The organism is Streptomyces caniscabiei (assembly GCF_014930365.1).
GTDB lineage: Bacteria > Actinomycetota > Actinomycetes > Streptomycetales > Streptomycetaceae > Streptomyces > Streptomyces caniscabiei.
In genome coordinates, this window is record NZ_JABXWI010000003.1 from 597,228 (window position 1) to 621,403 (window position 24,176).

At 70.1% G+C, this 24,176-nt stretch carries 23 protein-coding genes and 2 pseudogenes; 8 read left to right on the forward strand and 17 right to left on the reverse strand.

Annotation, left to right across the window (positions count from 1 at the left end):
• Positions 1–136: 136 nt before the first annotated feature.
• The 7 genes and pseudogenes from HW837_RS10785 to HW837_RS10815 form a co-directional block, all read right to left on the reverse strand.
• Positions 137–1,129, reverse strand: a complete 993-nt coding sequence (locus HW837_RS10785; protein WP_193381254.1) for a beta-ketoacyl-[acyl-carrier-protein] synthase family protein — start codon at positions 1,127–1,129, stop codon at positions 137–139.
• A gap of 66 nt (positions 1,130–1,195) precedes the next feature.
• A complete protein-coding gene (locus HW837_RS10790; RefSeq protein WP_045561014.1) occupies positions 1,196–1,984 on the reverse strand; it encodes a thioesterase II family protein in 789 nt (262 codons plus the stop codon).
• A 1,243-nt stretch (positions 1,985–3,227) separates the two neighbouring features.
• Positions 3,228–3,881, reverse strand: a complete 654-nt coding sequence (locus tag HW837_RS10795) for a TetR/AcrR family transcriptional regulator (protein WP_237270101.1) — start codon at positions 3,879–3,881, stop codon at positions 3,228–3,230.
• Positions 3,882–3,954: 73 nt separating this feature from the next.
• Positions 3,955–4,347 carry a carboxymuconolactone decarboxylase family protein gene (locus HW837_RS10800; RefSeq protein WP_093790495.1) on the reverse strand — a complete coding sequence of 131 codons (393 nt, stop codon included), beginning with the start codon at positions 4,345–4,347 and terminating at the stop codon, positions 3,955–3,957.
• The gene (locus HW837_RS10805) at positions 4,334–4,723 is read right to left on the reverse strand and encodes an SDR family NAD(P)-dependent oxidoreductase (RefSeq protein WP_319678622.1); all 390 of its coding nucleotides are present in this window, start codon (positions 4,721–4,723) and stop codon (positions 4,334–4,336) included. The genes HW837_RS10800 and HW837_RS10805 overlap by 14 nt, the downstream gene beginning before the upstream one ends.
• A 202-nt stretch (positions 4,724–4,925) precedes the next feature.
• Positions 4,926–5,843 (reverse strand): annotated as a pseudogene (locus HW837_RS50315) (NAD(P)/FAD-dependent oxidoreductase); the annotation flags it as partial.
• Complete coding sequence (locus HW837_RS10815; protein WP_045561017.1) at positions 5,807–6,004, reverse strand: ferredoxin; 198 nt, start codon at positions 6,002–6,004, stop codon at positions 5,807–5,809. The pseudogene HW837_RS50315 and the gene HW837_RS10815, both read right to left, overlap by 37 nt.
• 1,444 nt (positions 6,005–7,448) lie before the next feature.
• On the opposite strand from HW837_RS10815, the gene HW837_RS10820 reads away from it, so the two are divergent.
• The 5 genes from HW837_RS10820 (at position 7,449) to otnI (ending at position 13,181) form a co-directional block, all read left to right on the forward strand.
• On the forward strand, positions 7,449–8,834 hold the full coding sequence (locus HW837_RS10820; protein WP_193381255.1) for an aspartate ammonia-lyase: 1,386 nt from the start codon (positions 7,449–7,451) through the stop codon (positions 8,832–8,834).
• Between the two features lie 143 nt (positions 8,835–8,977).
• Complete coding sequence (locus HW837_RS10825) at positions 8,978–10,333, forward strand: four-carbon acid sugar kinase family protein (protein WP_234442715.1); 1,356 nt, start codon at positions 8,978–8,980, stop codon at positions 10,331–10,333.
• Complete coding sequence (locus HW837_RS10830; RefSeq protein ID WP_193381256.1) at positions 10,333–11,196, forward strand: class II fructose-bisphosphate aldolase; 864 nt, start codon at positions 10,333–10,335, stop codon at positions 11,194–11,196. Before HW837_RS10825 ends, HW837_RS10830 begins: the two co-directional genes overlap by 1 nt.
• 161 nt (positions 11,197–11,357) lie before the next feature.
• Positions 11,358–12,107 carry an aspartate/glutamate racemase family protein gene (locus HW837_RS10835; RefSeq protein ID WP_093790492.1) on the forward strand — a complete coding sequence of 250 codons (750 nt, stop codon included), beginning with the start codon at positions 11,358–11,360 and terminating at the stop codon, positions 12,105–12,107.
• Between the two features lie 282 nt (positions 12,108–12,389).
• A complete protein-coding gene (otnI, locus tag HW837_RS10840) occupies positions 12,390–13,181 on the forward strand; it encodes a 2-oxo-tetronate isomerase (protein WP_045561022.1) in 792 nt (263 codons plus the stop codon).
• Between the two features lie 160 nt (positions 13,182–13,341).
• Here the strand turns inward: otnI and HW837_RS10845 are convergent, their stop codons facing one another.
• The 4 genes from HW837_RS10845 to HW837_RS10860 all read right to left on the reverse strand — a co-directional run bounded on the left by HW837_RS10845 (position 13,342) and on the right by HW837_RS10860 (position 16,130).
• On the reverse strand, positions 13,342–14,010 hold the full coding sequence (locus tag HW837_RS10845) for a dioxygenase family protein (protein WP_052683076.1): 669 nt from the start codon (positions 14,008–14,010) through the stop codon (positions 13,342–13,344).
• An 8-nt stretch (positions 14,011–14,018) separates the two neighbouring features.
• A complete protein-coding gene (locus tag HW837_RS10850; protein ID WP_045561165.1) occupies positions 14,019–14,684 on the reverse strand; it encodes an NAD(P)-dependent oxidoreductase in 666 nt (221 codons plus the stop codon).
• Positions 14,685–14,818: 134 nt separating this feature from the next.
• Positions 14,819–15,361: an FMN-dependent NADH-azoreductase gene (locus HW837_RS10855; protein WP_313895498.1), complete on the reverse strand. Its 543-nt coding sequence runs from the start codon at positions 15,359–15,361 to the stop codon at positions 14,819–14,821.
• Positions 15,362–15,416: 55 nt separating this feature from the next.
• Positions 15,417–16,130, reverse strand: coding sequence for a DsbA family oxidoreductase (locus HW837_RS10860; protein WP_045561023.1), 714 nt, complete (start codon positions 16,128–16,130; stop codon positions 15,417–15,419).
• A 121-nt stretch (positions 16,131–16,251) separates the two neighbouring features.
• On the opposite strand from HW837_RS10860, the gene HW837_RS10865 reads away from it, so the two are divergent.
• From HW837_RS10865 to HW837_RS10875, 3 genes and pseudogenes are all read left to right on the forward strand, one after another.
• Positions 16,252–16,662: a winged helix-turn-helix transcriptional regulator gene (locus HW837_RS10865; protein ID WP_093790491.1), complete on the forward strand. Its 411-nt coding sequence runs from the start codon at positions 16,252–16,254 to the stop codon at positions 16,660–16,662.
• Positions 16,663–16,716: 54 nt separating this feature from the next.
• Positions 16,717–17,205: pseudogene (locus tag HW837_RS10870) on the forward strand (tetrahydrofolate dehydrogenase/cyclohydrolase catalytic domain-containing protein); the annotation flags it as partial.
• Between the two features lie 739 nt (positions 17,206–17,944).
• Positions 17,945–18,298: a cupin domain-containing protein gene (locus HW837_RS10875; protein ID WP_045561025.1), complete on the forward strand. Its 354-nt coding sequence runs from the start codon at positions 17,945–17,947 to the stop codon at positions 18,296–18,298.
• Positions 18,299–18,470: 172 nt separating this feature from the next.
• Here HW837_RS10875 and HW837_RS10880 read toward each other — a convergent pair whose 3' ends face one another.
• Genes HW837_RS10880 through HW837_RS10905 form a run of 6 tightly spaced genes read right to left on the reverse strand, consistent with a single transcriptional unit; the run spans position 18,471 to position 24,174 of the window.
• Positions 18,471–19,454 carry a D-2-hydroxyacid dehydrogenase gene (locus HW837_RS10880; protein ID WP_045561026.1) on the reverse strand — a complete coding sequence of 328 codons (984 nt, stop codon included), beginning with the start codon at positions 19,452–19,454 and terminating at the stop codon, positions 18,471–18,473.
• A 1-nt stretch (position 19,455) separates the two neighbouring features.
• A complete protein-coding gene (locus tag HW837_RS10885) occupies positions 19,456–20,907 on the reverse strand; it encodes an NAD-dependent succinate-semialdehyde dehydrogenase (RefSeq protein ID WP_193381257.1) in 1,452 nt (483 codons plus the stop codon).
• Positions 20,908–20,948: 41 nt separating this feature from the next.
• On the reverse strand, positions 20,949–22,229 hold the full coding sequence (locus HW837_RS10890; protein ID WP_193381258.1) for an NAD(P)/FAD-dependent oxidoreductase: 1,281 nt from the start codon (positions 22,227–22,229) through the stop codon (positions 20,949–20,951).
• A 9-nt stretch (positions 22,230–22,238) separates the two neighbouring features.
• Positions 22,239–22,424, reverse strand: a complete 186-nt coding sequence (locus tag HW837_RS10895; RefSeq protein WP_193381259.1) for a hypothetical protein — start codon at positions 22,422–22,424, stop codon at positions 22,239–22,241.
• A complete protein-coding gene (locus HW837_RS10900) occupies positions 22,421–23,287 on the reverse strand; it encodes an ABC transporter permease (protein WP_045561030.1) in 867 nt (288 codons plus the stop codon). Before HW837_RS10900 ends, HW837_RS10895 begins: the two co-directional genes overlap by 4 nt.
• Positions 23,284–24,174 carry an ABC transporter permease gene (locus HW837_RS10905; RefSeq protein ID WP_045561031.1) on the reverse strand — a complete coding sequence of 297 codons (891 nt, stop codon included), beginning with the start codon at positions 24,172–24,174 and terminating at the stop codon, positions 23,284–23,286. The genes HW837_RS10900 and HW837_RS10905 overlap by 4 nt, the downstream gene beginning before the upstream one ends.
• Positions 24,175–24,176 lie beyond the last annotated feature (2 nt).

Sequence of the window (24,176 nt, forward strand, 5' to 3'; positions counted from 1 at the left end):
GGACCCAACAACCGGAATTGCATCGTTCCCCCAGATCAACAACCGAGCGGTCAAAATCCGGTCATCATCCTGCAAGGAAGTGATCCAAGCCCACACAAATCTGATACAAGCTCCAACCAACGCCGTCACCCGGCTGTCAGAGCATCTCCAGTACCGCGCACCCGAGACCGTCGACGGAACCGCTCCCGACCAGCACCGCCTTGTCCCCCGCAGCGAGTTCGGCGGACTCCAGCAGATGAATGAGACCTGCCACCTGGTCACCGGACGGCAGATGCCCCACCCCGGCGCCCCAGTCCCACGTGGTGCGCTTCTCGTCGACACCCCACGCCGCGCGCCTGTCCCAGCGTTGCAGTCCGGAGCCCAGGTGCGGGAAGACGAACCGCGCGATGTCGTCGACCCCGAGCCCCGAATCCGTCAGAGCCCGCTCCACGACCTCACGCTCCCGGTCGGCCGGCGGCGCCGCGAGGTCGTCGGGACGGACCGCCGTCGCTGCCACCGTGTCATGTGCCCGTTCCCGTACGGCGGCCGGAATCCGCCACGGCAGGTCGGAGCGCAGCAGACACTGCGGCTGCTCCTCCACCACCGTGGTGGCCAGAACACGCGCCACTCCGCCGCCGGTTCTCAGCACCACGCCCGTCGCACCGTCGGCGAGCACTCGGCCCGGCCCCGCACGAAACCGGTCGCCGGTGCGCGCGTCCGCGCAGTCGCCGGTGGTGATCACCGCGGCTGTCATGTCCGGGGACGCGGAGAGATACCGGGCCGCCAGATGTAGACCCACGACGCCGCTGCCGGCGGCGCCGCGGACCTCCAGCGGGGTCGCGCGTGGGCACCGGAGCGCCTGCCGTACCCCCTCGGCACGGCAGCCGGCCTCCTCGGCCGACCAGGAGGAGGCATGCAGGACCAGGTCCACGTCACCGGCCGGCACACCCGAGCGGCGCCGTGCCAGGTCGGCGGCCCGCGCCACGAGGCCCGGCAGCGCCCCGTCCTCCGCCACGCGCACCGCGCGGTAGGCGTCCCGCCGGCACTGGCGGGCGTCGTACCACCCGGCGGCGACAGCTCGATGGACGTCCTGGCTGTGCCCGAGCGACATCGCGGCCGCGCCGATGAACAGACCGTCCCAGCGCGTCACACGCTCACCACCTTCACCTCACGGACAGCGCCCGGGCCGGAGCGCAGCGGCTCGGCCGGGCACCGGCTATCGACCCTCGGCCGCCGCGAGACGCCCCGCTTCGGCACCGGTCAGGGCGGCGGTGACCGCCTCGACCAGCCCCGGAAGTTGGGTGTCGAGGAAGAAGTGTCCGCCGCCGAAGACCCTGGTCGTGGTGGTGGCGGTGGTCAGTTCGCCCCAGGCCTTCGCCTCGTCCACGCTCACCACGGGATCGTCGTCCGCGACCAGCACGGTGAACGGCACGTCGAGGCGTGGGCCGGGTCGCCACTCGTATCCGCCGATCGCCCGGTAGTCGGCCCGCAGCGCCGGCATGACCATCTCCCGCAGCTCCGGGTCCTCAAGCACCCGCGGAGTGGTGCCGCCCAGCAGCCGGACGACTCGCAGGATGTCCTCGTCCGTGCGCAGCGAGTCGTAACGGGCGGGCCGGGCCGTGGGGGCGCCCCGGCCGGAGAGGATCAGCGCCTCGGGCCCGGGCAGGGATCGTTCGGCGAGGCGGCGGGCCACCTCGTAGGCCGCGACGGCACCCATGCTGTGCCCGAACAGGGCGTACGGACCCGTCACCCGGCTCCGGACCTGTTCGGTCAGCGCGTCGGCGAGGCGGTCCATGTCGTCGATGGGCCGTTCACCGCGGCGGTCCTGACGGCCGGGGTACTGCGCGGCCACCACCTCCACCGCCGGAGCGAGCGCCCGCGCCAGCGGCAGGAAGGCGCTCGCCGCGCCACCGGCGTGCGGGAAGCAGATCAGCCGCAGCGCCTCGCTGCCCAACCGCGGAGCCGGATCCTGCGGATGGAACCTACGCAGCCACTCGCCCGCCATTCCCGCTCCTTCGGTCCCCGCGCTCCCGTCCGCCCCGTGCGGCGTACGTCCGCGCCCAGCGTGCCGCACGCCGTTCAAATACCGCACAAACCGCGCACAAGTCCAACGGGGGAGCGCGGGGCAGTCGGCCGGTCGCCCCCCGGGGAGCGCGACGCTGAGCCGCATGATCGCGGTCCTGTTCGACCGCTTCGGCGGCCCCGAAGTCCTTGCCCAGTGGAGCTTCCCGCTCCTGAACCCCAATCCGGACAAGTCCGGATCACCCTGGCCATGGGCCCCCTCAGGGCCTGACCGCCTGGCACCTGCTGCGCACCACCGCCCCGCCGCTCGCACCCGGCAAGAGCGTGGTCGTCCATTCCGCGGCCGGCGGTGTGGGCACGCCGACGGTACAACCGGCCCGGCGGTTCAGCGGCGGACGTGCCTCGCCGAGGCCCCCCTCTGTCCCCGTCAAGCAGCTCGCCCTCGAACCTGGGCGCCGAGGCATCGCGGAGTACCCCTCTTCGACAAGGCGGGCGTCATCCTCGACGCGGGGGGGGGCGGCATCCTCTTCGACACGCCTGGCCACGGGCGTCATCGGCTTCTGGTTACGCCTCACCCTGACGGCCCCGAGGGCTGCACCGAGCCCGCCGCACCACCGACAAGGCCCACCCCGCACCCGTGAACCACTCAAAGCCCGGTCAAAAGGGCGTCGGCAGCATGACATACCCACGCCCCGGCCCTTTGCCTCCACCCCGCCCCCACGCCATGATCAATGTGACCGGGCCGGGCGAATCCCCCGTCGCGTCGGCCCGGTCACCACTCCCCCACGCTGCGACGACCAGCGGGCCAGGCCCCGTTCGAGGCGCGCTTCCCCCAGGTGTGCCCAGGGCTCCTCGGGCGTCCGCTCCCCTGAAGTCGGCCTCCCTCTTGAGCCAGTCGACGAGCACCGTAGGCGTCCACGAGTTCGTCGCTTCCGTCGACCGGGAAGAGGTCGGGCGGTTCTCGACGGCCGGCCGGGCTCCGGGGCCGACGCCTGCCCCGGGGGCACACCGGAGCAGGAAGAAGCCGTAGATGTCGTTGCCGGACGTGTACAGATCCCGGCCGGGCGCGGCGTGCTCCACCTCGCCGTACTCGGCGAGCAGTTGGAACGGGAGGCGACTCCCGCTGCCGCAAGACCGATGAGGCCGGCAAGACAATTACGTGTGGCTCCTCCGAGACCTGCGTGAAATCGCAGGCACCCGCCCGACGCCGTCGCCCCGTTGGCCGGTCACCGGTTTCCGTCACGCAGGACAGCGTCGACGACGCGATCGACGAAGACGGTGAGCTCGCTCTGGTCGTGCCGTCCGAAGGTCGAAGTCCATAGCGCGAACCGGCCGAAGATCGCGGACCAGAGCAGGAGGGCGGCTGATTCCGCGCCGTCCGGCCAGCGCAGTCCCTCGCGCTCGCAGGCGTGCACGGCGTCCGCCCACTGTTGCCAGAGAACACGAGCGGGGTGCTCCTGACCGGGCTCACCGAAGCTCGAGGCATCGTGGCCGAACATGACGCGGATGACTCCGCGCTCGGCGGCGGCAAAGGCACAGAAGGCGTTCGCCTGGGCACGGAGGCGTCCGCCGGCATCGGCTCCGTGATCCGCCGCCCGGATATCGGCCTCTCGCATCGCTGCGACCACCCGTTGGTATCCGTCCTCCGCGACCGCGTGGGCGAGTTGATCCTTGTCCGCGAAGTGCAGATACATGCTCGGGGCCGCGATGCCGACTTCCCGCGCGACCTCCCGAAGGGACACCGGGAGGGCGTTGTCCGTCAGTTTCTCGTCGAGAAGACGTGCGACCGCGGCCAGGATCTCCGCGCGGAGCCGATCGCCCTGCCCGCGGGGGTTACGTCTGCGGGCGGTGTCGGTGCTGGTTGCGGCGTCCTGGTTCATACCTCTCATTCTGCGGGAGCCGATGCCTTGCGGGGGTGCACGTTCGTGTCCCTGGCCCCGCAAGGCGCCGCGGTTACGCCTCCTCGAGGGCGCGGGCCGCGGTGGTCATGGCCTGGCCGGCTGCGGGAAGCCCGATGTACGGAGCGGTCTGGAGCACAGCCTCAAGGATCTCCTCGGAGGTCAGACCGTTGGCGAGAGCGCCGAGCACGTGATTGCGCACCTCCCACTGATGGCCCAGGGCCATCAGCACGCCCAGCGTGACCAGACTACGACTGCGCCGGTCCAGGCCCGGACGGGACCAGATCCCGCCGAAGCACTGCTCCAGTGCGAGCCGGGCCATGTCCGCTCCAGGGCCCGTGCCCTCGGCGGGAGCGACCATGTTCCTCCGCAGGAAGGTCTCGTCGAACATCTCCCGTACGATCTGCTCGCCGGCGGCACGACGCTCACCGGGTTCACTGCTGGTCATCGGTGTCCTTCCCCTGGGTCTCGCGCATGCGGGGCAGCATGCCCAGCACCGTGGCCGTGGTGGTGCCCGCGTCGACGGGGAGCACCGCGCCCGTGATCCAGCGCGATTCCACGCACGCGAGGAAGAGAACGGCCCAGGCCAGATCCCAGGCCGTGCCCTCCAGACCGAGAAGGTTGGCCGCGCTGCGCATCCGCCGTCCCTCCGCGCCGCCGTGGTCCCCGACAGGGGTGTGCAGGTGGCCCGGGACGAGGCAGTTGACCCGGATGTGGTCCGGGCCCCAGCTGTAGGCGAGGTCGGTGGTCAGCGACTGCAGTGCGCCCTTGCTGGGCCCGTACGCACCACTGCCGAAACCACGCAGCGCCGCGATGGAGGAGATGTTGACGACGGATCCGCCACCGCCGCATCTGTCGCCCCGTGGAGCCGGAGGACTGGAGTTTCAGGTCGTACTGGTCGGACCAGAAGTAGGGCAACGCGGGGGCGGCCGGTTCGCCTCCCAGGAGGGCCGCGCCGACCGCACGTCCCTGTTCCGCGGCGGCCAGCCGGTGCTCGCCGCGTACGTGGCGGTCCGTGGCGGGATCCAGCCAGGCGGCCACGTCGCCGACAGCCCAGATCCGCTCCGCGGCCCGGCCCCGCGCATCGCACAGCACACCCTCGACGCCGTCCCGCTCCCTGTTCCCGAGCGGCACGCCGGATCCGGCGAGCCAGCCCACCGCCGGACGGGCGCCGACCGCGACGAGGACGGTGGACGCCGCGACCACGGAGCCGTCGTCGAGCACGACGCCCGTGGCCCGGTCGTTCTCGGCGAGCACCTCGACGACTCCCCGGCCGCACCGCAGGTCGACCCCGGCGGCGTGGTGACGGGACTCGAGCATGCCCGCCACTTCCTCTCCCAGCACAGCGACCATGGGGAGGGGCAGCGGGTCGACCATCGTCACAGGAACGTTCATCCCCCGGGCCACCGCCGCGGCTTCCGCACCGACGAATCCGGCACCCACGACGACCAGCCGTCCGCCGCGCCCGAGGGCCCCGCGCAGGCGGAGGGCGTCCGGCAGGTTCCGCAACACCTGGACACCGTGCAGGCCGGCACCGAGGGACGGAGGATGCACCGCCACAGCGCCGGTGGCGATCACCAAGGCGTCGTACGCGAGTTCTCCACCGCCGGCGAGACCCACCGTCGCGGCATCGGCGTCCACCCACACGGCAGGGGTTCCGGGCAGGTGGGTGATGCCCAGGGCGTCCCACTGCTCCTGAGGGCGCAGCAGGAGCCGCTCGACCTCCCACTCCCCGGCCAGTAACTGCTTCGACAGCGGCGGCCGGTCGTACGGCAGGCCGGGCTCCCCGTCGACCATGATCACGTCGCCTGTGAAGCCGCGACGGCGAACCTCCTCGGCGACTCCCAGCCCCGCGGCCGAACCACCGACCACGACGAGCCGGTGAAGTCCCGTCGTGGCCGACACGTTCAGCTCTCCTCGATGAGGATCGCCGCGGCCGGGCACACCTGAGCCGCTTCCCGCACGGCGAAGTGCTGATCCGCCGGGGGCTCCGCGTCCAGCAGGACCACGATGCCGTCCTCGTCACGCTGGTCGAACACGTCCGGGGCCACCAACACGCACTGGCCGGCTCCGCAGCACTTGGGTTCATCAACGGTGATTTTCATGCCACTTGACCTTCCGACAGCCAAGCCGGCGAGTCGATGCGACCGCCAGCCTTCCACCTGACACCTGACACCTTACGCATGTCACCTTACAGTTGTAAGTCTGCGAGCGCCGAAGGAGCATGTGGAGGCTGCCTGAACGAAGTGCCGGAGAACTGCGCACACTTCGGCGCCTCGGCGTCCGGGCTCCGGTCTCCGTCGTCCGGGCGCGCCAAACCGATCGACAGCGCGATGCCCCACGCCTTGAGGACGCGACTGCCGGTGGCATCGCTGAGAGAGGTGACCAAATGGGCGCCCGCGTCGAGGGGGTGACCGGCGATCCGGGAATGGACCACCTCCCCCGACCTGGGGCATACGCAACCAGACGCACCATCAGGGCCGGCGTCACAGGAGCGTCAGAACAGCACAGCACGGAGCCAGTGAAGACCGAGGGGCACCACGCGTCCGCCCACCCGTCACCGATCGAGACAGCAAGTCAGCCCACACCTGTCCGGCATGCGGCCTGCTCCACGTCGTGCGCCTGTGAAACAGACCGGGCCGACCCGCTCGGAACCTCAGGAATCCGAGAACTCGTAGTTCAGAGCCCCCTCGCCACCGGCTCCAGAATCGCCACGCACTCCACATGATGCGTCACCGGAAAGATATCGGCCTGAACGGGTACCAGAAAAGCCCAGGTCAGAGACAGTTTCTCGGCTCATCGTCCTCCGTGGAGACACCCGGAGCGTCGAACGAGCGTCAATGCCGAGAGTCCGTCCTACTGGGGCTGAGCAGACTCCGGCAACCAGCTCACCGGGGATCCGCCCTCGCTCGCACCGGACACCGGCTCGCACTCGGCTGCCGCCATCAGGGAGTGCGGGTGCGCGCCGCCGACCCACTGCACGAGCGAGCGCTGGTGTCCCGTAACGGAGTTGGTGTTGCTGACGCCGCCGTTCCCTGCGGGAGGACGGTGGGAGCGGTGGCGCCTGGTGCTCGATCTGGAAGCGAACGGCGAGCCGCGGATCGCGCTGATCAGCCGCCGCGGCCCACTGTCCCCGGCGGCGATGTACTTCCTGGACGCAGCTGACGGAACCGCAGTAAAGCCGCCTTATAGGGCGACCTTATAAGGAACATCGGCATTGCGTCTTGGACGCGCTGGACAGCCCGCTGCTGGAATCGGCCCTATGACGAACCCAGAACCCCCGCATCACCCTCATCCCCGGTGACCGCATCGGGGCCGCGCGAGGCGAGGTCCTGCCGCCCGCCCGGTTCCTGCCGACCGGCCGCGCCTACTGCGAAGCGAAGGAGAAAGTCGTGCCGGGCCGATACCCACGGCGGTGACACTGCGCGGACGTCCGCCACGTGATCGTGGGAAGTCCCCGCCGCCCTGGCGGGTCGGCTCGCTCGCCCCCTTGCCGCACCCCACGAACACGCCCGCCTGAACATGCTCCGAGAGAAGGCCCGGCCTGCCATGACCGCCGTAGCTCACCGAAGCGAGCACGACCTGCTGGGCAATCGGGACGTACCCGCCGACGCCTACTGGGGTGTGCACACCCTGCGTGCCACCGAGAACTTTCCCATCACCGGCACCCCGATCTCCGCCTACCCCCACCTGATCGATGCCCTCGCCGCCGTCAAGGAGGCCGCCGCCATCGTGGAGGCGTGCCGTGAGATCCGGGACGGGAAGCTGCACGACCAGTTCGTGGTCGACGTGATCCAGGGCGGCGCCGGTACCTCCACCGACATGAACGCCAACGAGGTCATCGCGAACCGGGCCCTGGAGCTGCTGGGGCACGCGAAGGGGCAGTACGCGTTCCTGCACCCCAACGAGGACGTCAACCTGGGGCAGTCGACCAACGACGTCTGTCCGACCGCCGTCAAGGTCGCGACGGTATATGCGGTGCGCGGGCTGCTGAAGGCGATGGCGGTGCTTCAGGACGCGTTCGCGGCCAAGGCGGTGGAGTTCCGTGACGTGCTGAAGGTGGGTCGCACCCAGTTGCAGGACGCCGTGCCGATGACGCTGGGGCAGGAGTTCTCGGCGTACGCGGTCATGCTGGAGGAGGACCGCAGCCGGCTGGAGGAGGACCGCAGCCGGCTGGCGGAGGCGGTGGAGCTGGTCCATGAGATCAACCTGGGCGCCACGGCGATCGGCACCGGCCTCGATGCTCCTGCCGGGTACGCCGAGTCGGTGCGGCGCCACTTGTCGCAGATCACCGGGCTTTCGCTGGTGACCGCGGTCAACCTGGTGGAGGCGACGCAGGACTGCCGGGCGTTCGTGCAGATGTCCGGCGTGCTCAAGCGGATCGCGGTCAAGCTCTCCAAGAGCTGCAACGAGCCGCGTCTGTTGTCGTCCGGGCCGCGCGCGGGTCTGAACGAGATCAACCTGCCGCCGGTGCAGGCCGGTTCCAGCATCATGCCCGGCAAGGTCAACCCGGTGATCCCCGAGGTCGTCAACCAGGTCGCCTTCGAGGTCATCGGCAACGACGTCACCATCACCATGGCCGCCGAGGCCGGGCAGCTCCAGCTGAACGCCTTCGAGCCGGTCATCCTGCACTCCCTCTCCAAGAGCATCACGCACCTGGAGCGCGCGTGCCTGGCCCTGACCGAGCGGTGCGTCGCAGGGTTCACGGCCAACACCGAGGTGCTGCGGGCGGCGGTGGAGAACTCCATCGGTCTGGTCACCGCCCTCAACCCGTACATCGGCTACGAGGCGGCCACCGGCATCGCCAAGGAGGCCCTCGCCACTGGACGCGGCGTCGCCGAACTCGTACTGGACAAGGGCCTCCTGCCCGCCGGCACCCTCGCCCAGCTGCTCCGTCCCGAGACCGTCGCGGGATCCGGTCAAGCCCTGGTGTGACGTGATCAGGCGCGGCCTCGACCGACGTTCCCCCTCAACCACTCGTAACAGACCAGGAATTCGCCATGTCTCTACCCCCTCATGCCCAGACCGGTCCCGTCCCCGAGACAGCAGTACTGGAAGGGCTGCCTCCAGTCCACACCGTGAGCGCCGCGGAAGTGGCCGCCCGCGTATCCGGCGGCCCCCGTCTCGTCGTTCTGGACGACGATCCGACCGGCACCCAGACGGTCGCCGACGTGCCCGTCCTGACGTCCTGGACGGTGGACGACCTGCGCTGGGCCCTGCGCCAGGAGAGCGCTGCCTTCTTCGTCCTCACCAACACCCGCAGCCTGTCCCGCGAGGACGCCGCCGCCCGCAACCGCGAGGTGGTGCGCGCCCTGCGCACGGCGTCGGCGGCCGAGGGCACCGACTACGTGCTGGCCAGCCGCGGGGACTCCACCCTTCGCGGCCACTTCCCGCTGGAGACCGACGTCCTGACCGATGAACTCGGCACACTCGACGGGGTCGTACTGGTGCCCGCCTACATCGAGGCAGGCCGCCTGACCGTGAACTCCCACCACTGGATGCGCACGGCCGACGGCCTGCTCCCGGTCGGCGAGAGCGAGTTCGCCCACGACGCCACCTTCGGCTACCGCAGCTCGTCGCTGCCCGAGTGGGTCGAGGAGAAGACGGGCGGACGCATCCCCGCGGACGAGGTTCTGCGCGTCACTCTCGACGACCTGCGCGGCGGCGGCCCGGCGCACACTGCGCGGCTGCTGTCCTCTCTGCGCGGCGGACGTACGGCCGTGGTCGACGCGGTGTGCGACGACGATCTGCGGGTGTTGGCCCTGGCACTCGCGGAGGCGGAGGAGAACGGCACGCGGCTGGTGTACCGGGTCGGGCCGTCCTTCGTCAGGGCCCGCGCCGGACAGGCTGCGCGGGCACCGCTCACCCCGGCCGAACTGCGCCCGCCGCGCGGGGACGCACCGCACGGTCTCATCGTCGTGGGGTCTCATGTGGCGCTGACGACACGGCAGTTGGACCGGCTGCGGGAGCGAGGCGGGATCGCCGAGTACGAGCTGGACGTGGCCCTGCTGCTCGACGAGGAGCGGCGTGACGCCCACATCGCCGAGGTCGCGGCCGCGGCCGCCGGCGCTCTGGACTCGGCCGACGCGGTGATCCGTACCTCTCGCGTGCTGGTGACGGGTGCCGACGCGGACGACAGTCTCGCGATCTCCCGCCGGGTCTCCGCCGCGCTCGTCGAGGCCGTGCGCCAGGTCAACGCCAGCCGGCGGCCCGCCTTCGTCGTCGCCAAGGGCGGTATCACCTCCAGCGACACCGCCACCCATGGTCTTGAGATCCGCCGTGCCTGGGCCCGGGGCACCCTGCTGCCGGGCATCGTCTCGCTCTGGGAGCCCGTGGACGGTCCCGCCGCCGGGATCCCCTACATCGTCTTCGCCGGGAACGTCGGGGGCGCCGACGCCCTCGCCGACGCCCTCGACCTGCTCAGGAGTGCCTGATGCTGCTGCATGGAACCGATGCTCTGCAGGAGGCCGCGGCCGCCGGTCACGCCCTGCCCGGCTTCGTCACCTACAACCTGGAGACGGTCCAGGGCATCACGGCCGCCGCTGAGGCCGCCGGACGGCCGGTCGTCATCCAGGCGGGCTCCAGTCCCTTCAAGCACGCCGGGCGCGAGGCCCTGATGCGGCTGGCGCTGCACGCGGCCGGACACTCCGCCGCCCGCCTCGGTGTGCACCTCGATCACAGCCGGGACCTGGAGGAGATCACCGGCTGTCTGGAGGCGGGCTACACCTCCGTCATGGTCGACGGCTCCCATCTGCCGTTCGCCGAGAACATCGCATTGACGCAGGTGGCGGTCCGGCGGGCTCGTGACCACGGTGCCTGGGTGGAGGCCGAGCTCGGTGCCCTGCCGGGTGACGAGGACGTCTCCACCGACGCCGTCGCGCAGGCCGCTGCGATGACCGATCCGCAGCAGGCGGCCGAATTCGTGGCCGCGACGGGCGTGGACGCGCTCGCCGTCGCCGTCGGCAACGTCCACGGCTTCACCAAGCACCCGGTCCGCCTGGACCTGGAGCGGCTGGCCGCGATCCACGAGGCCGTACCGGTCCCGCTCGTCCTGCACGGCGCCAGCGGTCTGCCCGTCGAGGAGTTGCACGGCGCCCTCGCCCGAGGCGTCGCCAAGGTCAACGTCAACGCCGAACTGCGCCGCGCCTACCTGGAGGCCGTCCGCGTGACCCTCCCGTCCGCGCTGCCCGGCTCCGACGTCGTCTCCCTGTGGGCGGCGGGCCGCGACGCGGTCCGGGACGCGGCCCTGGAGGTCATCGGCCGCCTCAGCCCTCACAGCGAGGGGGGAAACGCGTGACCTGAACTCAGTCCCGCTGCCCGAGCCGCACCACAGCGACGGACACACGATCGCCGTACGCCCCCGGCCGCGCGCGCTGCGCGCGTTTCGCACCGCTGCGTCTCGTGCTCGCGTGCCCTCCTCGGCACGCGAGCCGATACCTCACCCTGTTGGAGCCACGCATGTCACCCACCGCCGCGATCGCCGTTCTGCATACCAGCCTGCTGTTCGTCAACCCCGATTCGGTCATCAACGAGTACCTCGACGAACTCGCGCCGGACGCCAGGGTCCTGCACTTCGTCGACAGCGACGTGCTCGCAGCCGTGGTGCGCGACGGTGAGGTCTCACCTGCCAGCACCCAGCGCATGGTGCACCTGGCCCAGGCGGCGGAGGCCGCGGGCGCCGACGTCATCTTCTCCGCCTGCTCCTCGGTCGGTCCGGCCATCGACGTGGCCCGCCGCCTGGTCTCCGTCCCGATCGTCAAGATCGACGACGCGATGACCGCGTCAGCGGTCGAGACCGCGGACGCCGTCGGCGTCCTGGCCACGGTCCCCACGACGCTGCCGCCGACCCGTTCCCTCGTCGAGGAGAAGGCCCGGGCGGCCGGTCGCGACATCACCGTCCAGGAGCAGCTCTGCGAGGGCGCCTTCTCGGTGCTGATGTCCGGTGACCGCGACCGCCACGACGCGATGGTGCTGCACGGGGCACGGGCGCTGGCCACCGAGGTGGACGTGATCGTGCTGGCCCAGGCATCCATGGCACGGCTGGCTCCCGCGATCGCCGAAGCCGTCGGCAAGCCCGTGCTCTCCAGCCCGCGCAGCGGAGCGGAGAACGCGGTGCATGTGCTGAACGAGCAGACGGCTGAACCTGTCCGTGCCGCGGTCAGGGCCTTCGAGACCGTGGAAGGGCAGGGAGGCTGCGGAGCCAGATAATGGCACCGCGTCACTGCGGTCCGGCTGTGACGGCGCGGTCCACGGTGCTGCGCTCTTTGCGGTCCGTGGCGTCGTGGCCGACCGGGCGACCTCCGCCAGACCTCTTTCCTTGCGGTTGGCCGCCTGGTCGGCCTGCTCCGGGACCACCGCCCAGATTTTCCCTTTACACAGGTGAGTACGGTCGGCTCGGACCGGGAGTACGCCTTGCCCCCTGCGACAGCCCGAAGAACCAGGTCGTCGACCACTGCCCTTGGCCGTCCCGGCCGGAACACAGGAGCCAGCATGCCGAGGTTCGCAGCGAACCTGTCCATGATGTACACCGAGCACGATTTCCTCGACCGCTTCGCCGCGGCCTCGGCCGACGGCTTCCAGGCCGTCGAGTACCTCTTTCCTTATGCGTACGACGCCGCCGAGCTGCGTCGTCGGCTCGACGACCACGGCCTGGGGCAGGTGCTCTTCAACGCACCTCCCGGGGCGTGGGAGTCCGGAGAGCGCGGGATGGCGGCACTGCCCGGACGCGAGGCGGAGGTGCGTTCCGGGGTCGACCGGGCGCTGGAGTACGCAGCGGCGTTGGGCTGCCCGCGGGTGCACCTCATGGCCGGACTGGTCCGGCCTGACGCGACACCGGCCGAGCGGGCCAAGCACCGCGACACCTACCTGACCAACCTGGCCTGGGCCGCGGAACGGGCCGTCGCGGCGGGCGTCGACATCCTGATCGAGCCGATCAACGGCCGCGACATGCCCGGCTACTTCCTGAGTACCCAGGCCGAGGCCCACGCCGTGGTGCAGGAGGTGGGAGCCTCGCATCTCAAGGTGCAGCTCGACCTCTACCACTGCCAGATCGTCGAGGGCGACCTCACCGCGACCCTGCGCCGCGACCTGCCGACCGGCCGGGTCGGTCATCTGCAGATCGCGGGCGTGCCCGACCGGGGCGAGCCCGACCGTGGTGAGATCAACATCCGCCACCTGCTCGACATGGTCGACGAGCTGGGCTTCGACGGCTGGATCGGCTGCGAGTACCGCCCCCGCGCCGGCACGAGTGAAGGTCTCCGTTGGCTCAGTAGGTATCTTTGATCCCCCGGCGTTGTTGATCACGTGCTCTGGATGTCGACTCCGGCAGCGGTGACCTCGCAAGGCTCCTGGCTCGACTCACGGATGGCCAGCTCGTGAGCAGCCGTGTCAGACACGTGGATGCGTCCCTCGCCACGGGATCAAGCCTGAGCTTGAGGCGCCGTCAGGCGCCGCCCACACCGCGTTGTTCACCGGTCCGGTACGGGCCGGTCAGACCGCGTGCTTCCCACGCGGCGACGTCCTCGTGGAGCTCGGTCTTGTGGATCAACTCCCGCGCGATCGCATCCTCGCTGACCGTGTCGACGAGCGGATCGCCGTCGAAGTGGATCTGGTGCGTCAGCATGTGATGGTCTTCATGTGTGACGTAGGCGTGGATGTGCCTCGCGCGCGAGTTGGCCCGTCCCAGCATGTGCAGGAGGTCGTCGAGCAGGCTGCCCGGCACCGCCGCGGGCTCCACCCCCGGCACGACGGTCCGGTACTCGTAGCGGCCCTCGGCATCCGCGACGATCTTGCCGCGCAGGTGGTGTTTCGGCAGGTCGAAGTCGACGACGTCGAGGCCCTCCAGGGGTCCCGCCTGCTCGGGCGTCAGACCCGCGTACCGGCCGTCGGCGGTGGTCTGCCAGAGATCGATCACCGCGCCGGGCAGCGGCTTGCCCGCGGTGGAGCGTACGACGCCGGAGACGAACAGGGTGTCGCCGGGCTCGTCGGGCGCCATCGGCAGCACGCCGGGGTTGTCGATCTCCGGCGCCCCGGGCACGTAGGCGGGTCCGGTCGCCATCCAGGTGGAGGCGCCAGCAGGAAGATCTTCGAACACGACGTGGGTGTGGGTCATGGGGCGGGTCATCCTCGTGTGTTCCAGACGAGGGGGGCTTTGCGGATCCAGGTGTCGTCCTCGATCGTCTGGACGAGGAACTGGGCGAGGTCGGCGCGGTTGATCCGTGCGCCGGGCTTTTCGGTGCCGGCCTCGGCTGCCCGTACGGGACCACTCAGGGGCTTGTCGGTGAGGGCGACGGCACGGGCCAGGGTCCAGTCGATGCCGGACGAGGCGCGGACGACCTGGTCGAGGCCGGTGTGGTCCTCGAAGCCTGCCTTGATGTTCGACAGCTTGATGAACGCCTTGACCAGCGGGTTGAGCCGGGCCCAGTCGTCGCCGGCGCCCTGCGTGGACGTCAGCACGATGCGGGGTATTTCCTGTTCGCCCATGACGGTGAGCGTGTTGCGGGCGGCGTCGGTCATGAGCATCGGCGGGCTGACCGGCTTGGCCCATGGGTTGTCGGAGGCGCGGGCGTTGGCCAGCGCGCTGATCACCGCCTCGGTGCCTTCGGCGGCCCGGCGGATGTCGTCGATGTTCGCTGGGGTGCCCTGGATCAGCTCGACACCGGCCGGTGCCTGCACTTTGTCGGGGTTGCGGACGAGGGCGCGGACGTGGTGGCCGCGCCGGGCCGCGTGCTCCAGGACGTGGGCGCCGGTGCGGCCGCTGCCGCCGAGGATCAGGAGGTTACTCATGGTGATCAAACGCCTTTCGGGCAGTTCAGGGGTGGATCAGGCGGCTGGCCGGCCGGTCAGGGCAGAGCCCGGGCGGCGGGCCTCGTCGTGCGCCTTGGTCATGGACGCCTCGTGCATCGGCAGCAGCGGGGCCATCATCGGCACGTACGGGCCATGGTCAGTTCGGGCAGGACCGTCGTCAGGTCGAGGCCGAGGTTGGTCGGGTGGCCCAGGACGGTTTCCAGCGGCGACACCAGGTGGTCCATGTCGTGCTTGGGGGCGCCGGGGCCGTAGCCGCCGCGTGCGGAGATCACCGTGGCGGGGCGGCCGAGGGTGGGAGGCGGTCCGTCGAAGCTCAGGGTGCGCCCGGCGACCATGATCTGGTCCAGCCATGCCTTGAACACGGACGGCATCGTGAGGTTGTACATCGGCACGGTGAACAGGTGGGCGTCGGCGCCGAGGAACTCGTCGATCAGCTCGTCCTGGACCGCCGCCGCCTTCGCCTGCTCGGGGGTGTGCTCGGCGGGGTCGGTGGTGCGGGCGGTGATGCCCGCCGCGCTGAGGTGCGAGGCGGGGGAGACGGCCAGGTCGCGGTGGACGACCGCGCCCTTCCACTCGTCACGGAAGGACCGGGCGACCTGACGGGAGACGGATGCCTCACCGAGCGAGGAGGCGTCGATGTGCAGCAGGTAGGACATGGAGAAGTCAGCCTTTCAAAACGATCAAGGGTGGGTCGGGGAGTGACCGGTGGGGTCAGTTGCGGGCCGGTACGGCGCAGCCGTCGGGGCCGCAGACCGGGGCGTCGCCGTCGGTGCCGAGGGTCAGCGGGTGGGACTCGTCCCAGGCCGTGCGCAGCACGTCGAGAAGGCCGTCGCTGTCCTGGGCCCCGGGGATGCCGTACCTGCCGTCGACGACGATGAAGGGCGCGCCGGTGGCGCCCAGGCGCTGGGCACGGGCGGCATCGTCGCGGACCTGCCGCTGGTAGCGGTGCTCGGTGAGCGCCTGGTGGGTGCCCTCGCGGTCCAGAGCGATCTCCTGGCCCAGGTCGAGCAGGTCGTCCATGCTGAAGACGGGGCGGGCCCGGCCGAAGTAGGCGCGGAAGATCGCGTCCCAGGCTTCGCGGTTCTTGCCCTCGGCGGAGGCGTGGGCGAGGAACTCGTGCGCCAGGTCGGTGTTGCCGACCAGGTTGTCCAGCACCTTGTAGGGGGTGAGCCCCTCGGCCTCGGCCAGCGCCTCGATCCGACGCGTGGACGCCTCGGCCCGGGAGCCGCCCATGCCGTGCCGGCGCAGCAGCGCGTCACGGACGCTGAACGTCTCACCCACGGGGAAGGAGCTGCTCAGCGGGAACGAGTGGTGGACGACCTCCACCTCGTCGCCGTGCTCGAACCGCTCCACGGCCCGGTCCAGACGGTGGCTGCCCAGTCCGCACCAGGGGCAGGTGACCTCGGCCCAGATCTCGATCTTCATGACGCGCGCCTCCCGTGCCTGCTCTGTGATTCCTACTTTTTGTTCGTAGCGCCATGATGAGCCAGTATGGAAGTCGACACAAAAGGCACATCGGTGTTCGTGCCGGAGAGGAATGTGCGTCATGGAGGTCACCGGCAGTTCGGGCGGCGCGGCGGCGGTGGGGCCCTGCGCCCGCATCCCCGCCGAGCACATGGCCTTCATCCGGCAGGTCCTCGACCGCGTCGGCGACAAGTGGAGCCTGCTGCTCATCGCGGTCGTGGAGTCCGGCCCGCTGCGCTACACCGACCTGCAGCGCCAGGTCCCCGGAATCTCCCAGCGGATGCTCACCCTCACGCTCCGCCAGCTCCACGAGGACGGGCTGATCACCCGCACCGCATACGCGGAGGTTCCACCGCGCGTCGAGTACGCCCTCACCCCGCTGGGCCGCGGCCTCCACGAGATCGTGACATCCCTGATCGGCTGGGCCGCCGACCACCACGACGAGATCCGCGAACACCGGGCCCGCGCCGCGGCACCAGCAGCCCGGTCCTGACCGCAGGATCAGCGACCGGCTGTCGGCGCCGGATGCAGCGCGGATGCCCGACGCATCGTCGAGGAGGCATCAGGCAAGGCGGCAGAGCTTGCGCGGCGTGTCGGTGTGACGCCTTGCCTGGCAACGGTGCTGGTGGGTGAAGATCCGGCTTCGGTGACGTACGGATGAAGCGGGCGCGTTGTGCGAAGGCGGGCATCGAGTCTCGGCTTGTCAGCCTGCCGGTGCACGGCATCTCGCTGCAGCACCCCGTAGGCCCTCACCTCGATGAGCGGGCGGCGTTCGAAGCCATCGCGCTGGAAGAGGGACGTCGTCGCAGTCACGATGAGCCCCTTCGGGGCGATGAGCTTCGGACTGCCTGGCTTCGCTTCGTGCACCCCGGACGGGATCATGCGGCTCCTGGACGAGTACGACGTCGATCTTGCAGGTCAGCATGCCGTTGTGCCACTCCCGTACGACTGATGTGGCCGCGACCGTGCGGGAAGCGGATGTTGTCGTGGCGGCTGTGGGAGGCCTCGGCCTGTTCGCGGGGAAGACGTCGAGCCGGACCTGCAGGTGTCCCTGGCCTCCCCTCGGCGAACGGTCGAGGGAATCCGCTCGTCGCGGAGGCCGAGTCGGGCGCCGGGCGTCTTCGGCAACGCACAGGCCGCCGTTGACAGAACAAGCACCCCAAGCCGCCGGCCTGGGGTCTCATCGTGGAGCGGGGGATGAGACCCGGCGTCCGAGCCTTGGCAGCGGGGACTGGCCGGAAGGCACCGCTGCGGGAGCATACGGCGGAGGTTTCGGCATCCCCTCGTTCAACGGGCCGTGAGTGTCGCCTCCCAGTCCCACGCTTGACACAACGTCCGAAGATCGTGCCCGCAGCGGACAGATCCCGTCTGGGTTCGGTGCGGGGCGTCGGAGACACTCGATGGGCGGCAACAGGCGCACGGTCCACGCCGCCGTGCGGGCCCGTCCGAATCATGCCCAGGCAAGGTCGAACCGGTGCTTGCCGAGATCGCCCGTCAGGTCGCGATCGGTGATCGGCACGACGTCACCACCATGGCGGCGGAGGCCGGACAGCACCGCGAGGCCCTCGCCCGCCCGCCGGTGCGTGGCCTGACTCGCTCAGGAGACGTGCCTGTTGCCCGCCGAGAGGCTCTCCGGTCTGCTGCACGTCGAGACCGTGGCGGGCAGCCGTCAGGCCCTGGCCCTGGATGGGTGATGGGCCTGATCTGACTCGACCCGGTGACACCTGGTACGTCCGCACCCGATTGCACCGTTCCCAGAACCAGTGGAGAAGAGCATGTCGCTACTGAAGACCATCGATCCCAACCCCTCTTTCGCACCTCAGGAGTCCGGCCCGCTGCCGGAACGCCTGATTTCCGGCGACCCGACCTACAAGACCTGGGCCCAGGACGCCGCCCGCGGGGAAACGATCAAAACGGGTGTCTGGGAAGCAACGCCCGGCCAGACGCGCTCGATCAAGGGCGAGCTCTTCGAGTTCTGCCACATCCTTTCCGGCGTCATCGAACTCACGCCGGAAGGCGGCGAGCCGGTGGTCTACAAGGCAGGCGACAGCTTTGTCATGAAGCCGGGCTACGTCGGTGTCTGGAAGACCATCGAAACCGTGCGCAAGATCTACGTGACCGTTTCATAAACCCAGCTCAGCGAAGCGGTACGGGGCGATGGGACCGGGCGGCTGCCGCCCGGTCCCATCCATACTGCTCGGCGTCCGGGTCCGGCCAGGTGCCGCACATCGGAGAGAGAAAGGCGAGTAGCACGCGCCCCGGCCGGTAGGAGTCACCGGCCGGGGCGCGTGCTACTCGCCTTCAGGCTGGGCGCGTGTCGTGGACCACGTATCCGCGCCGCTTGTCCACGACGTTGCGCAGCGGCCGGCCCTCGATGTGCCGGGCGAAGTTGTCGAGGAACACCTCGACGAGCGCCTCCCGCTCGCTGGTGGTCTCGCCCGCCGTGTGCGGGGAGATCATCACGCCGGGCATGTCCCACAGAGGTGATTCGGCAGGCAGCGGTTCCTGGGCGAACACGTCCAGGGCCGCGCCGGCGAGCCGCCCGGCGGCGAGGTGGTCGACCAGCGCCTCCTCGTCGACGAGTCCGCCCCGGCCTACGTTGATCAGCCGCGCCCCCGGCTTCATGGCAGCGAGCACGGGGGCGTCGACCATGCCCCGGGTGCCCTGGGTGAGGGGGGCAGCCAGGACGACGTAGTCCGCTTCTGTCAGAGCGGAGCGCAGGGTCGTCGCACTGTGAACAGTGCCGAAGTCGGGATCGTCCGAGCGGGACTTGCGGCCCGCACCGCTCACCCGCATCCCGACGGCGCGCAGCAGCCGGGCGATGGCCCGGCCGATCGGCCCCGTCCCCCAGACCAGCACCGTGCGTCCGGTGATGCCGTCACTGGGGCGCGGACGCCACTCGCGGCGCCGCTGGTGCTCCCACGTGCCGGGGAAGTCCTTGGCAAGGGCGAGGATCAGGCCCAGGACGTACTCGGCGGTCGGCTGCTCGTAGACCCCGCGGGCGTTGGTCAGGACAACCTGCGGATGGTCCACCAGGGCGGGGAACAGCAAGGAGTCCACGCCTGCGGAGGACGCGTGGACCCAGCGGGGCGCCTTCTGCGGATCATCGGGCCACGCCTCCCGGATGGCCGGGGTGATGGTCACCCAGGCCAGGAGGACGTCGGCGCCGGGGAGGAGGTAGGGCAGTTCCTCCTCCGTGGCGTAGACGGTGTCGGCGAGGCTTTCGATGCGTGCGGTGGCGGGGGGCCGGTTGCCGCGGTAGAGGACGACGAGTCGCTCGCCCATGTCAGGCTCCGACGGGGACGGCCATGTACTTGTACTCCAGGAACTCGTCGATGCCGACGAGTCCGCCTTCGCGGCCAAGGCCGGACTGCTTGACGCCGCCGAAAGGCGCGGCGGGGTTGGAGACCAGTCCGGTGTTGATGCCGATCATGCCGCTTTCGAGGCGCTCCGCGACACGCATGGCACGGTCGAGGTTCTGGGTGAACAGGTAGGCGACCAGACCGAATTCGGTGTCGTTGGCGGCGGCGACGGCCTCGTCCTCGGTCTCGAAGGCGCGGATCGCGGCGACGGGCCCGAAGATCTCGGTGTCGATGATCGCGGAGTCGGGGGCGATACCGGTGAGGACGGTGGGCGGGTAGAAGCAGCCCGGCCCCTCAGGGAGTTCACCGCCGGTCAGGGCGGTGGCACCGCGCTTGACGGCGTCCCGCACCAGGTCGTGCGCCTTGCTGCGGCCGGCGAGGTCGATGAGGGGGCCGACGTCGGTGCCGGGTTCGGTGCCGGGACCGACGGTGAGAGCGGCCATACGGGCGGTGAGGCGCTGGGCGAACTCGTCGGCGACGGAGGTGTGGACGAAGATGCGGTTGGCCGCACAGCAGGACTCGCCCATGTTGCGCATCTTGGCGACCATGGTGCCCTCGACGGCCACGTCGAGGTCGGCGTCGTCGAAGACGATGAGGGGGGCGTTGCCGCCCAGTTCCATGGACGTGCGGATGACGGTGTCGGCGCACTGCGCCAGCAGGATCCGCCCCACCTGGGTGGAGCCGGTGAAGGAGAGCTTGCGGATCTTCCCGCCGCGAAGGAGCGGTTCGACGACGCCGGCGGCGTCGGTGGTGGTGACGATGTTCAGCACGCCGGCCGGCAGGCCCGCTTCGGTGAGGATCTCCGCCAGGGCGAGGCTGGTCAGGGGGGTTTGAGGGGCGGGTTTGAGGACGATGGTGCAGCCGGCGGCGACGGCGGGGCCGATCTTGCGAGTGCCCATCGCCAGGGGGAAGTTCCAGGGAGTGATGAGCAGGCAGGGGCCGACGGGCTGACGGGCGACCAGCAGACGGTTCTTCCCGTCGGGGGCGGTCATCAAGCCGCCGTCGATACGCACGGCTTCCTCGGAGAACCAACGGAAGAACTCCGCGCCGTAGGCCACTTCGGCACGTGCCTCGGCCAGGGGCTTGCCCATCTCCAGGGTCATCAGCAGCGCGAGGTCCTCGGTGCGCGCGATGATGATGTCGTAGGCGCGGCGCAGGATCTCGCTGCGCACGCGCGGCGGGGTGGCGGCCCAGGCGGCCTGCGCGGCGACCGCCGCCTCGACGGCACGCCGGCCGTCGGCGGGTGAGGCGTCGGCGACCTGGCACAGTTCCTCGCCGGTGGCCGGGTTGTCGACGGACAGGGTCCGGCCGGACTCCGCGTCCTGCCAATCGCCGCCGATGAACAGCTGCTTGGGAACATCACGGACGACAGTCATCGTGGGTATCTCCTTGTAGGTGTAGTGGGACTGCCGACCGGTCAGCGGATGCGGTCGAGCGTCTTGTAGAAGGCGCCCGCGAAGGGCAAGAACCAGGCAGTGCCGTTGTAGAGAGGGATGCGAGGTGGGGCGATGTCGCGGACGGGGCTGACCTCGGGGTGGCCGTCCATCACCTCGGCCATGACCTGCCCCATGTGGGTGGCCATCTGCACGCCGTGACCGGCGTATCCCATGGAGTAGTAGACGCCGTCCTCGGTCTGCCCGGCGTGCACGATGCGGTCCATGGCGAAGCCGACGGAGCCGCCCCACACGTACTCGATCCTGGTGCGGGAGAGCTGGGGGAAGATCTCGCACATCTCGTGGAACAGAACGGCCCCGCTCTTCTTGTCCGAGGTGGGGTCGGACGGTGCGAAGCGGGCGCGGCCGCCGAACAGCAGCCGGTTGTCCGGGGTGAGCCGGAAGTAGTGGCAGACCTTGTTGGAATCGACGATGAGGCGGGCCTTGGGGATGATGTCCCGGGCGAGTTCCTCGCCGAGCGGCTCGGTGACGATGATGAAGCTGCCCACGCAGACCTGCTGGCGGCGCAGCCAGGGGAAGTTCTTGTCGGTGTAGGCGTCGGTGGCCATCATGACCTGCCCGGCACGGATGACACCGCGCTCGGTGCTGACCTCGAACCCGCCGGCGGCGGTACGCCGCACGCCGATGGCCGCGTTGCGCTCGTGGATCTCGACACCGGTGCGCTCGCACGCCTCGGCCATCCCGTGCACGAAGCGGCCGACGTGCAGGGCCGCGCTGAACGGGTCGAGCAGGCCGCCGTGGTAGGCGTCGGAGCCGATCTCGGAACGCAGCTCGGATTTGCCGATCAGCGTGGTCTTGTGTCCGAAGTACTTGGCCAGGTCACGCTGTTGGGTCTTCTTGCTCTCGAAGTGCGCGGGGCGGGACGCGACGCCCAGGCGTCCGACGCGGCGGAACTGGCAGTCGATGGACTCCTCGTTCACGAGCCGCTCGACGGTGTCCACGGCCTCGCCGTAGGAGTTGTAGATCTCGCGGGCCCGTTCGAGTCCGTACCGGCGGATGGCCTGGCCCACGCCGATGGTGAAGCCCAGGTTGGCCATGCCGCCGTTGCGGGCGGAGGCACCGGAGCCGATCTGGCCCTTCTCCACGAGGGTGACACGGGCGCCCTTGCGGGCGGAGTGCAGGGCGGTGGACAGACCCGTCAGGCCGGCGCCGACGACCACCACGTCGGTGTCCTCGGGCAGCGGCTTGCCGGACCGGTCGGGAAACTCCCCAGCGGTATCTGTCCAGTAGGGAATCGTCTTCATGTCGGGTCCTTAGCGGGGAGTTTCGAAGGGGGAGGCTGCCGGACCCACCTGGACCCGGCCGACGGGGCTGCGGTCGATGTCTTCGACGTACGGGTCCTCGCTGCGGCGGACGACGAACACTTCCTGGCCCGGCATCGCGAACGATCCGTCGGCGGTCATGTTCAGCGGGTGCCGCCGGGCGGTGGCTGCGGTCATACCGTCGCGCCTCCGGGGTTGGCGACCCCTGCCGTGTTCTCGACCGAGAGCAGGGAGCCCTGTCGTCCGGAGCCGATCCAGCGGACCAGGGCCACCAGGCCGAGGGCGAGGATCGCGAAGGCGGTGAGGAGCGCGCTGACGGCGGTGACGCTGGGGTCGATCTCGAAGGTGAGGGAGTTGTAGACCTGCACCGGCAGGGTGACGGTGTCGACGGAGGAGAGGAACTGGGAGATGTAGAACTCGTCGAAGCTGGTGATGAAGGAGAAGATCGCCGCCGCGATCATGCCGGGTGCGGCCAGGGGGAAGGTGATGCGCCGGGCGATGGTGAGCCGGCCGGCGCCCATGCTGGCCGCGGCGTCCTCCAGGCGTTCGTCGATGCCGCGCAGGGTCGCGATCAGGATCAGCACCGCGATCGGTGAGGCGAGCACGGTATGGCCGAGCGCGATGGCGATGGGGCTGCCCAGCATCGCGGCCGGCTCGAAGAGCAGGAAGAGCCCGAGTGCGGTGACGATCTGCGGGATCACCAGCGGTCCGAGGACCAGGGCGAAGACCACGGAGCGCAGCGGGAGTTCGCTGCGGACCAGGGCGGTCGCCGCGGTCACCGCGATGATGAGGGAGAACACGGTGCTCAGGGCGGCGACCAGGGCGCTGAGCGACATGGCGGCGGGCCATTTGCTGCCGTCGGCGAACAGGGCCTTGTACCAGTTCAGCGTCCACGTCTCGGGCGGGAACGCGGCGAAGGCGTTGCTGCTGAAGGAGGTGACGAGGATGACGACGATCGGCAGCGCCAGGAACAGCAGGATCACGGTGGCGATGGCGGTCAGGACGATCCGCCCGGTCAGGCTGCTGCGCAGTTCCATCATGACGAGCTCCTCTTCTTACGGCTGGCGCCCAGGGAGCTGACGGCCTTGACCAGCAGCAGTCCGGCGAAGGTGAGCAGCAGCAGGATGACGCCCTGGGCGGCGGCCCCGTTCCACTGGTTCTCCTTGGTGACCTGCTGGTTGATGAGGGTGGCGATCATCGTCTGGTTGGGTCCGCCCATCAGGGCCGGGGTGATGTAGTAGCCCAGGGAGAGGATGAAGCTGAGCAGTCCGGCACTGGCCAGGCCCGGGGCGACCAGCGGCAGGTACACCCGGCGGAAGATGGTCACCCGGCCGGCGCCCATGCTGGACGCGGCCGCGAGCAGGCGCCGGTCCACCCCGCGCATCACTCCGTACAGGAGCAGCACGGTGTAGGGGAGCATCATGGAGGTGGTGCCGATGACCACGCCGAGCTCGTTGTAGAGCAGCTGGTAGGGGGCGCCCGGTGCCCAGGCCAGGCTCTCGTTCACCAGGCCCTTGTCGCCGAGCATGATGATCCAGCCGTAGGTGCGTACCAGGGCGCTGACGAAGTGCGGCACGACCACGACCAGCATGGCAATGCCGGCGAGGATGGGCTTGAGCCGGGAGATCGCCTGGGCCAGGACGAACCCGAAGACCAGGCTCAGCACGGCTGTTTCGGCGGAGATCCTGAGCGTGGTGAACAGCACCGACAAGTTGACGCCGGTCAGGGCGTCGGCGTACCAGTGCAGGGTGAACGATCCGTCCGCGTCCTTCAGGCTCAGCAGCAGCGTGGAGAAGATCGGGTAGACGAACAGCACCAGCAGATAGACGACGACCGGCAGCGCGTACAGGATCCCGACGCGGGTCCTACGTGAGGCCAGCAGCTTGCGCGGACGAGCCGGGGCAGTGGCTGTGAGGGTGGCGGCCATGG

What these genes read in the sequence shown, in the direction of transcription:
- HW837_RS10790 (WP_045561014.1), bottom strand. Translation starts at nt 1,984, where the DNA reads ATGGCGGGCGAGTGGCTGCGTAGGTTCCATCCGCAGGATCCGGCTCCG.
- HW837_RS10795 (WP_237270101.1), bottom strand. Translation starts at nt 3,881, where the DNA reads ATGAACCAGGACGCCGCAACCAGCACCGACACCGCCCGCAGACGTAAC.
- HW837_RS10800 (WP_093790495.1), bottom strand. Translation starts at nt 4,347, where the DNA reads ATGACCAGCAGTGAACCCGGTGAGCGTCGTGCCGCCGGCGAGCAGATC.
- HW837_RS10815 (WP_045561017.1), bottom strand. Translation starts at nt 6,004, where the DNA reads ATGAAAATCACCGTTGATGAACCCAAGTGCTGCGGAGCCGGCCAGTGC.
- HW837_RS10820 (WP_193381255.1), top strand. Translation starts at nt 7,449, where the DNA reads ATGACCGCCGTAGCTCACCGAAGCGAGCACGACCTGCTGGGCAATCGG.
- HW837_RS10830 (WP_193381256.1), top strand. Translation starts at nt 10,333, where the DNA reads ATGCTGCTGCATGGAACCGATGCTCTGCAGGAGGCCGCGGCCGCCGGT.
- HW837_RS10835 (WP_093790492.1), top strand. Translation starts at nt 11,358, where the DNA reads ATGTCACCCACCGCCGCGATCGCCGTTCTGCATACCAGCCTGCTGTTC.
- otnI (WP_045561022.1), top strand. Translation starts at nt 12,390, where the DNA reads ATGCCGAGGTTCGCAGCGAACCTGTCCATGATGTACACCGAGCACGAT.
- HW837_RS10845 (WP_052683076.1), bottom strand. Translation starts at nt 14,010, where the DNA reads ATGACCCACACCCACGTCGTGTTCGAAGATCTTCCTGCTGGCGCCTCC.
- HW837_RS10850 (WP_045561165.1), bottom strand. Translation starts at nt 14,684, where the DNA reads ATGAGTAACCTCCTGATCCTCGGCGGCAGCGGCCGCACCGGCGCCCAC.
- HW837_RS10855 (WP_313895498.1), bottom strand. Translation starts at nt 15,361, where the DNA reads ATGTCCTACCTGCTGCACATCGACGCCTCCTCGCTCGGTGAGGCATCC.
- HW837_RS10860 (WP_045561023.1), bottom strand. Translation starts at nt 16,130, where the DNA reads ATGAAGATCGAGATCTGGGCCGAGGTCACCTGCCCCTGGTGCGGACTG.
- HW837_RS10865 (WP_093790491.1), top strand. Translation starts at nt 16,252, where the DNA reads ATGGAGGTCACCGGCAGTTCGGGCGGCGCGGCGGCGGTGGGGCCCTGC.
- HW837_RS10875 (WP_045561025.1), top strand. Translation starts at nt 17,945, where the DNA reads ATGTCGCTACTGAAGACCATCGATCCCAACCCCTCTTTCGCACCTCAG.
- HW837_RS10880 (WP_045561026.1), bottom strand. Translation starts at nt 19,454, where the DNA reads ATGGGCGAGCGACTCGTCGTCCTCTACCGCGGCAACCGGCCCCCCGCC.
- HW837_RS10885 (WP_193381257.1), bottom strand. Translation starts at nt 20,907, where the DNA reads ATGACTGTCGTCCGTGATGTTCCCAAGCAGCTGTTCATCGGCGGCGAT.
- HW837_RS10890 (WP_193381258.1), bottom strand. Translation starts at nt 22,229, where the DNA reads ATGAAGACGATTCCCTACTGGACAGATACCGCTGGGGAGTTTCCCGAC.
- HW837_RS10895 (WP_193381259.1), bottom strand. Translation starts at nt 22,424, where the DNA reads ATGACCGCAGCCACCGCCCGGCGGCACCCGCTGAACATGACCGCCGAC.
- HW837_RS10900 (WP_045561030.1), bottom strand. Translation starts at nt 23,287, where the DNA reads ATGATGGAACTGCGCAGCAGCCTGACCGGGCGGATCGTCCTGACCGCC.
- HW837_RS10905 (WP_045561031.1), bottom strand. Translation starts at nt 24,174, where the DNA reads ATGGCCGCCACCCTCACAGCCACTGCCCCGGCTCGTCCGCGCAAGCTG.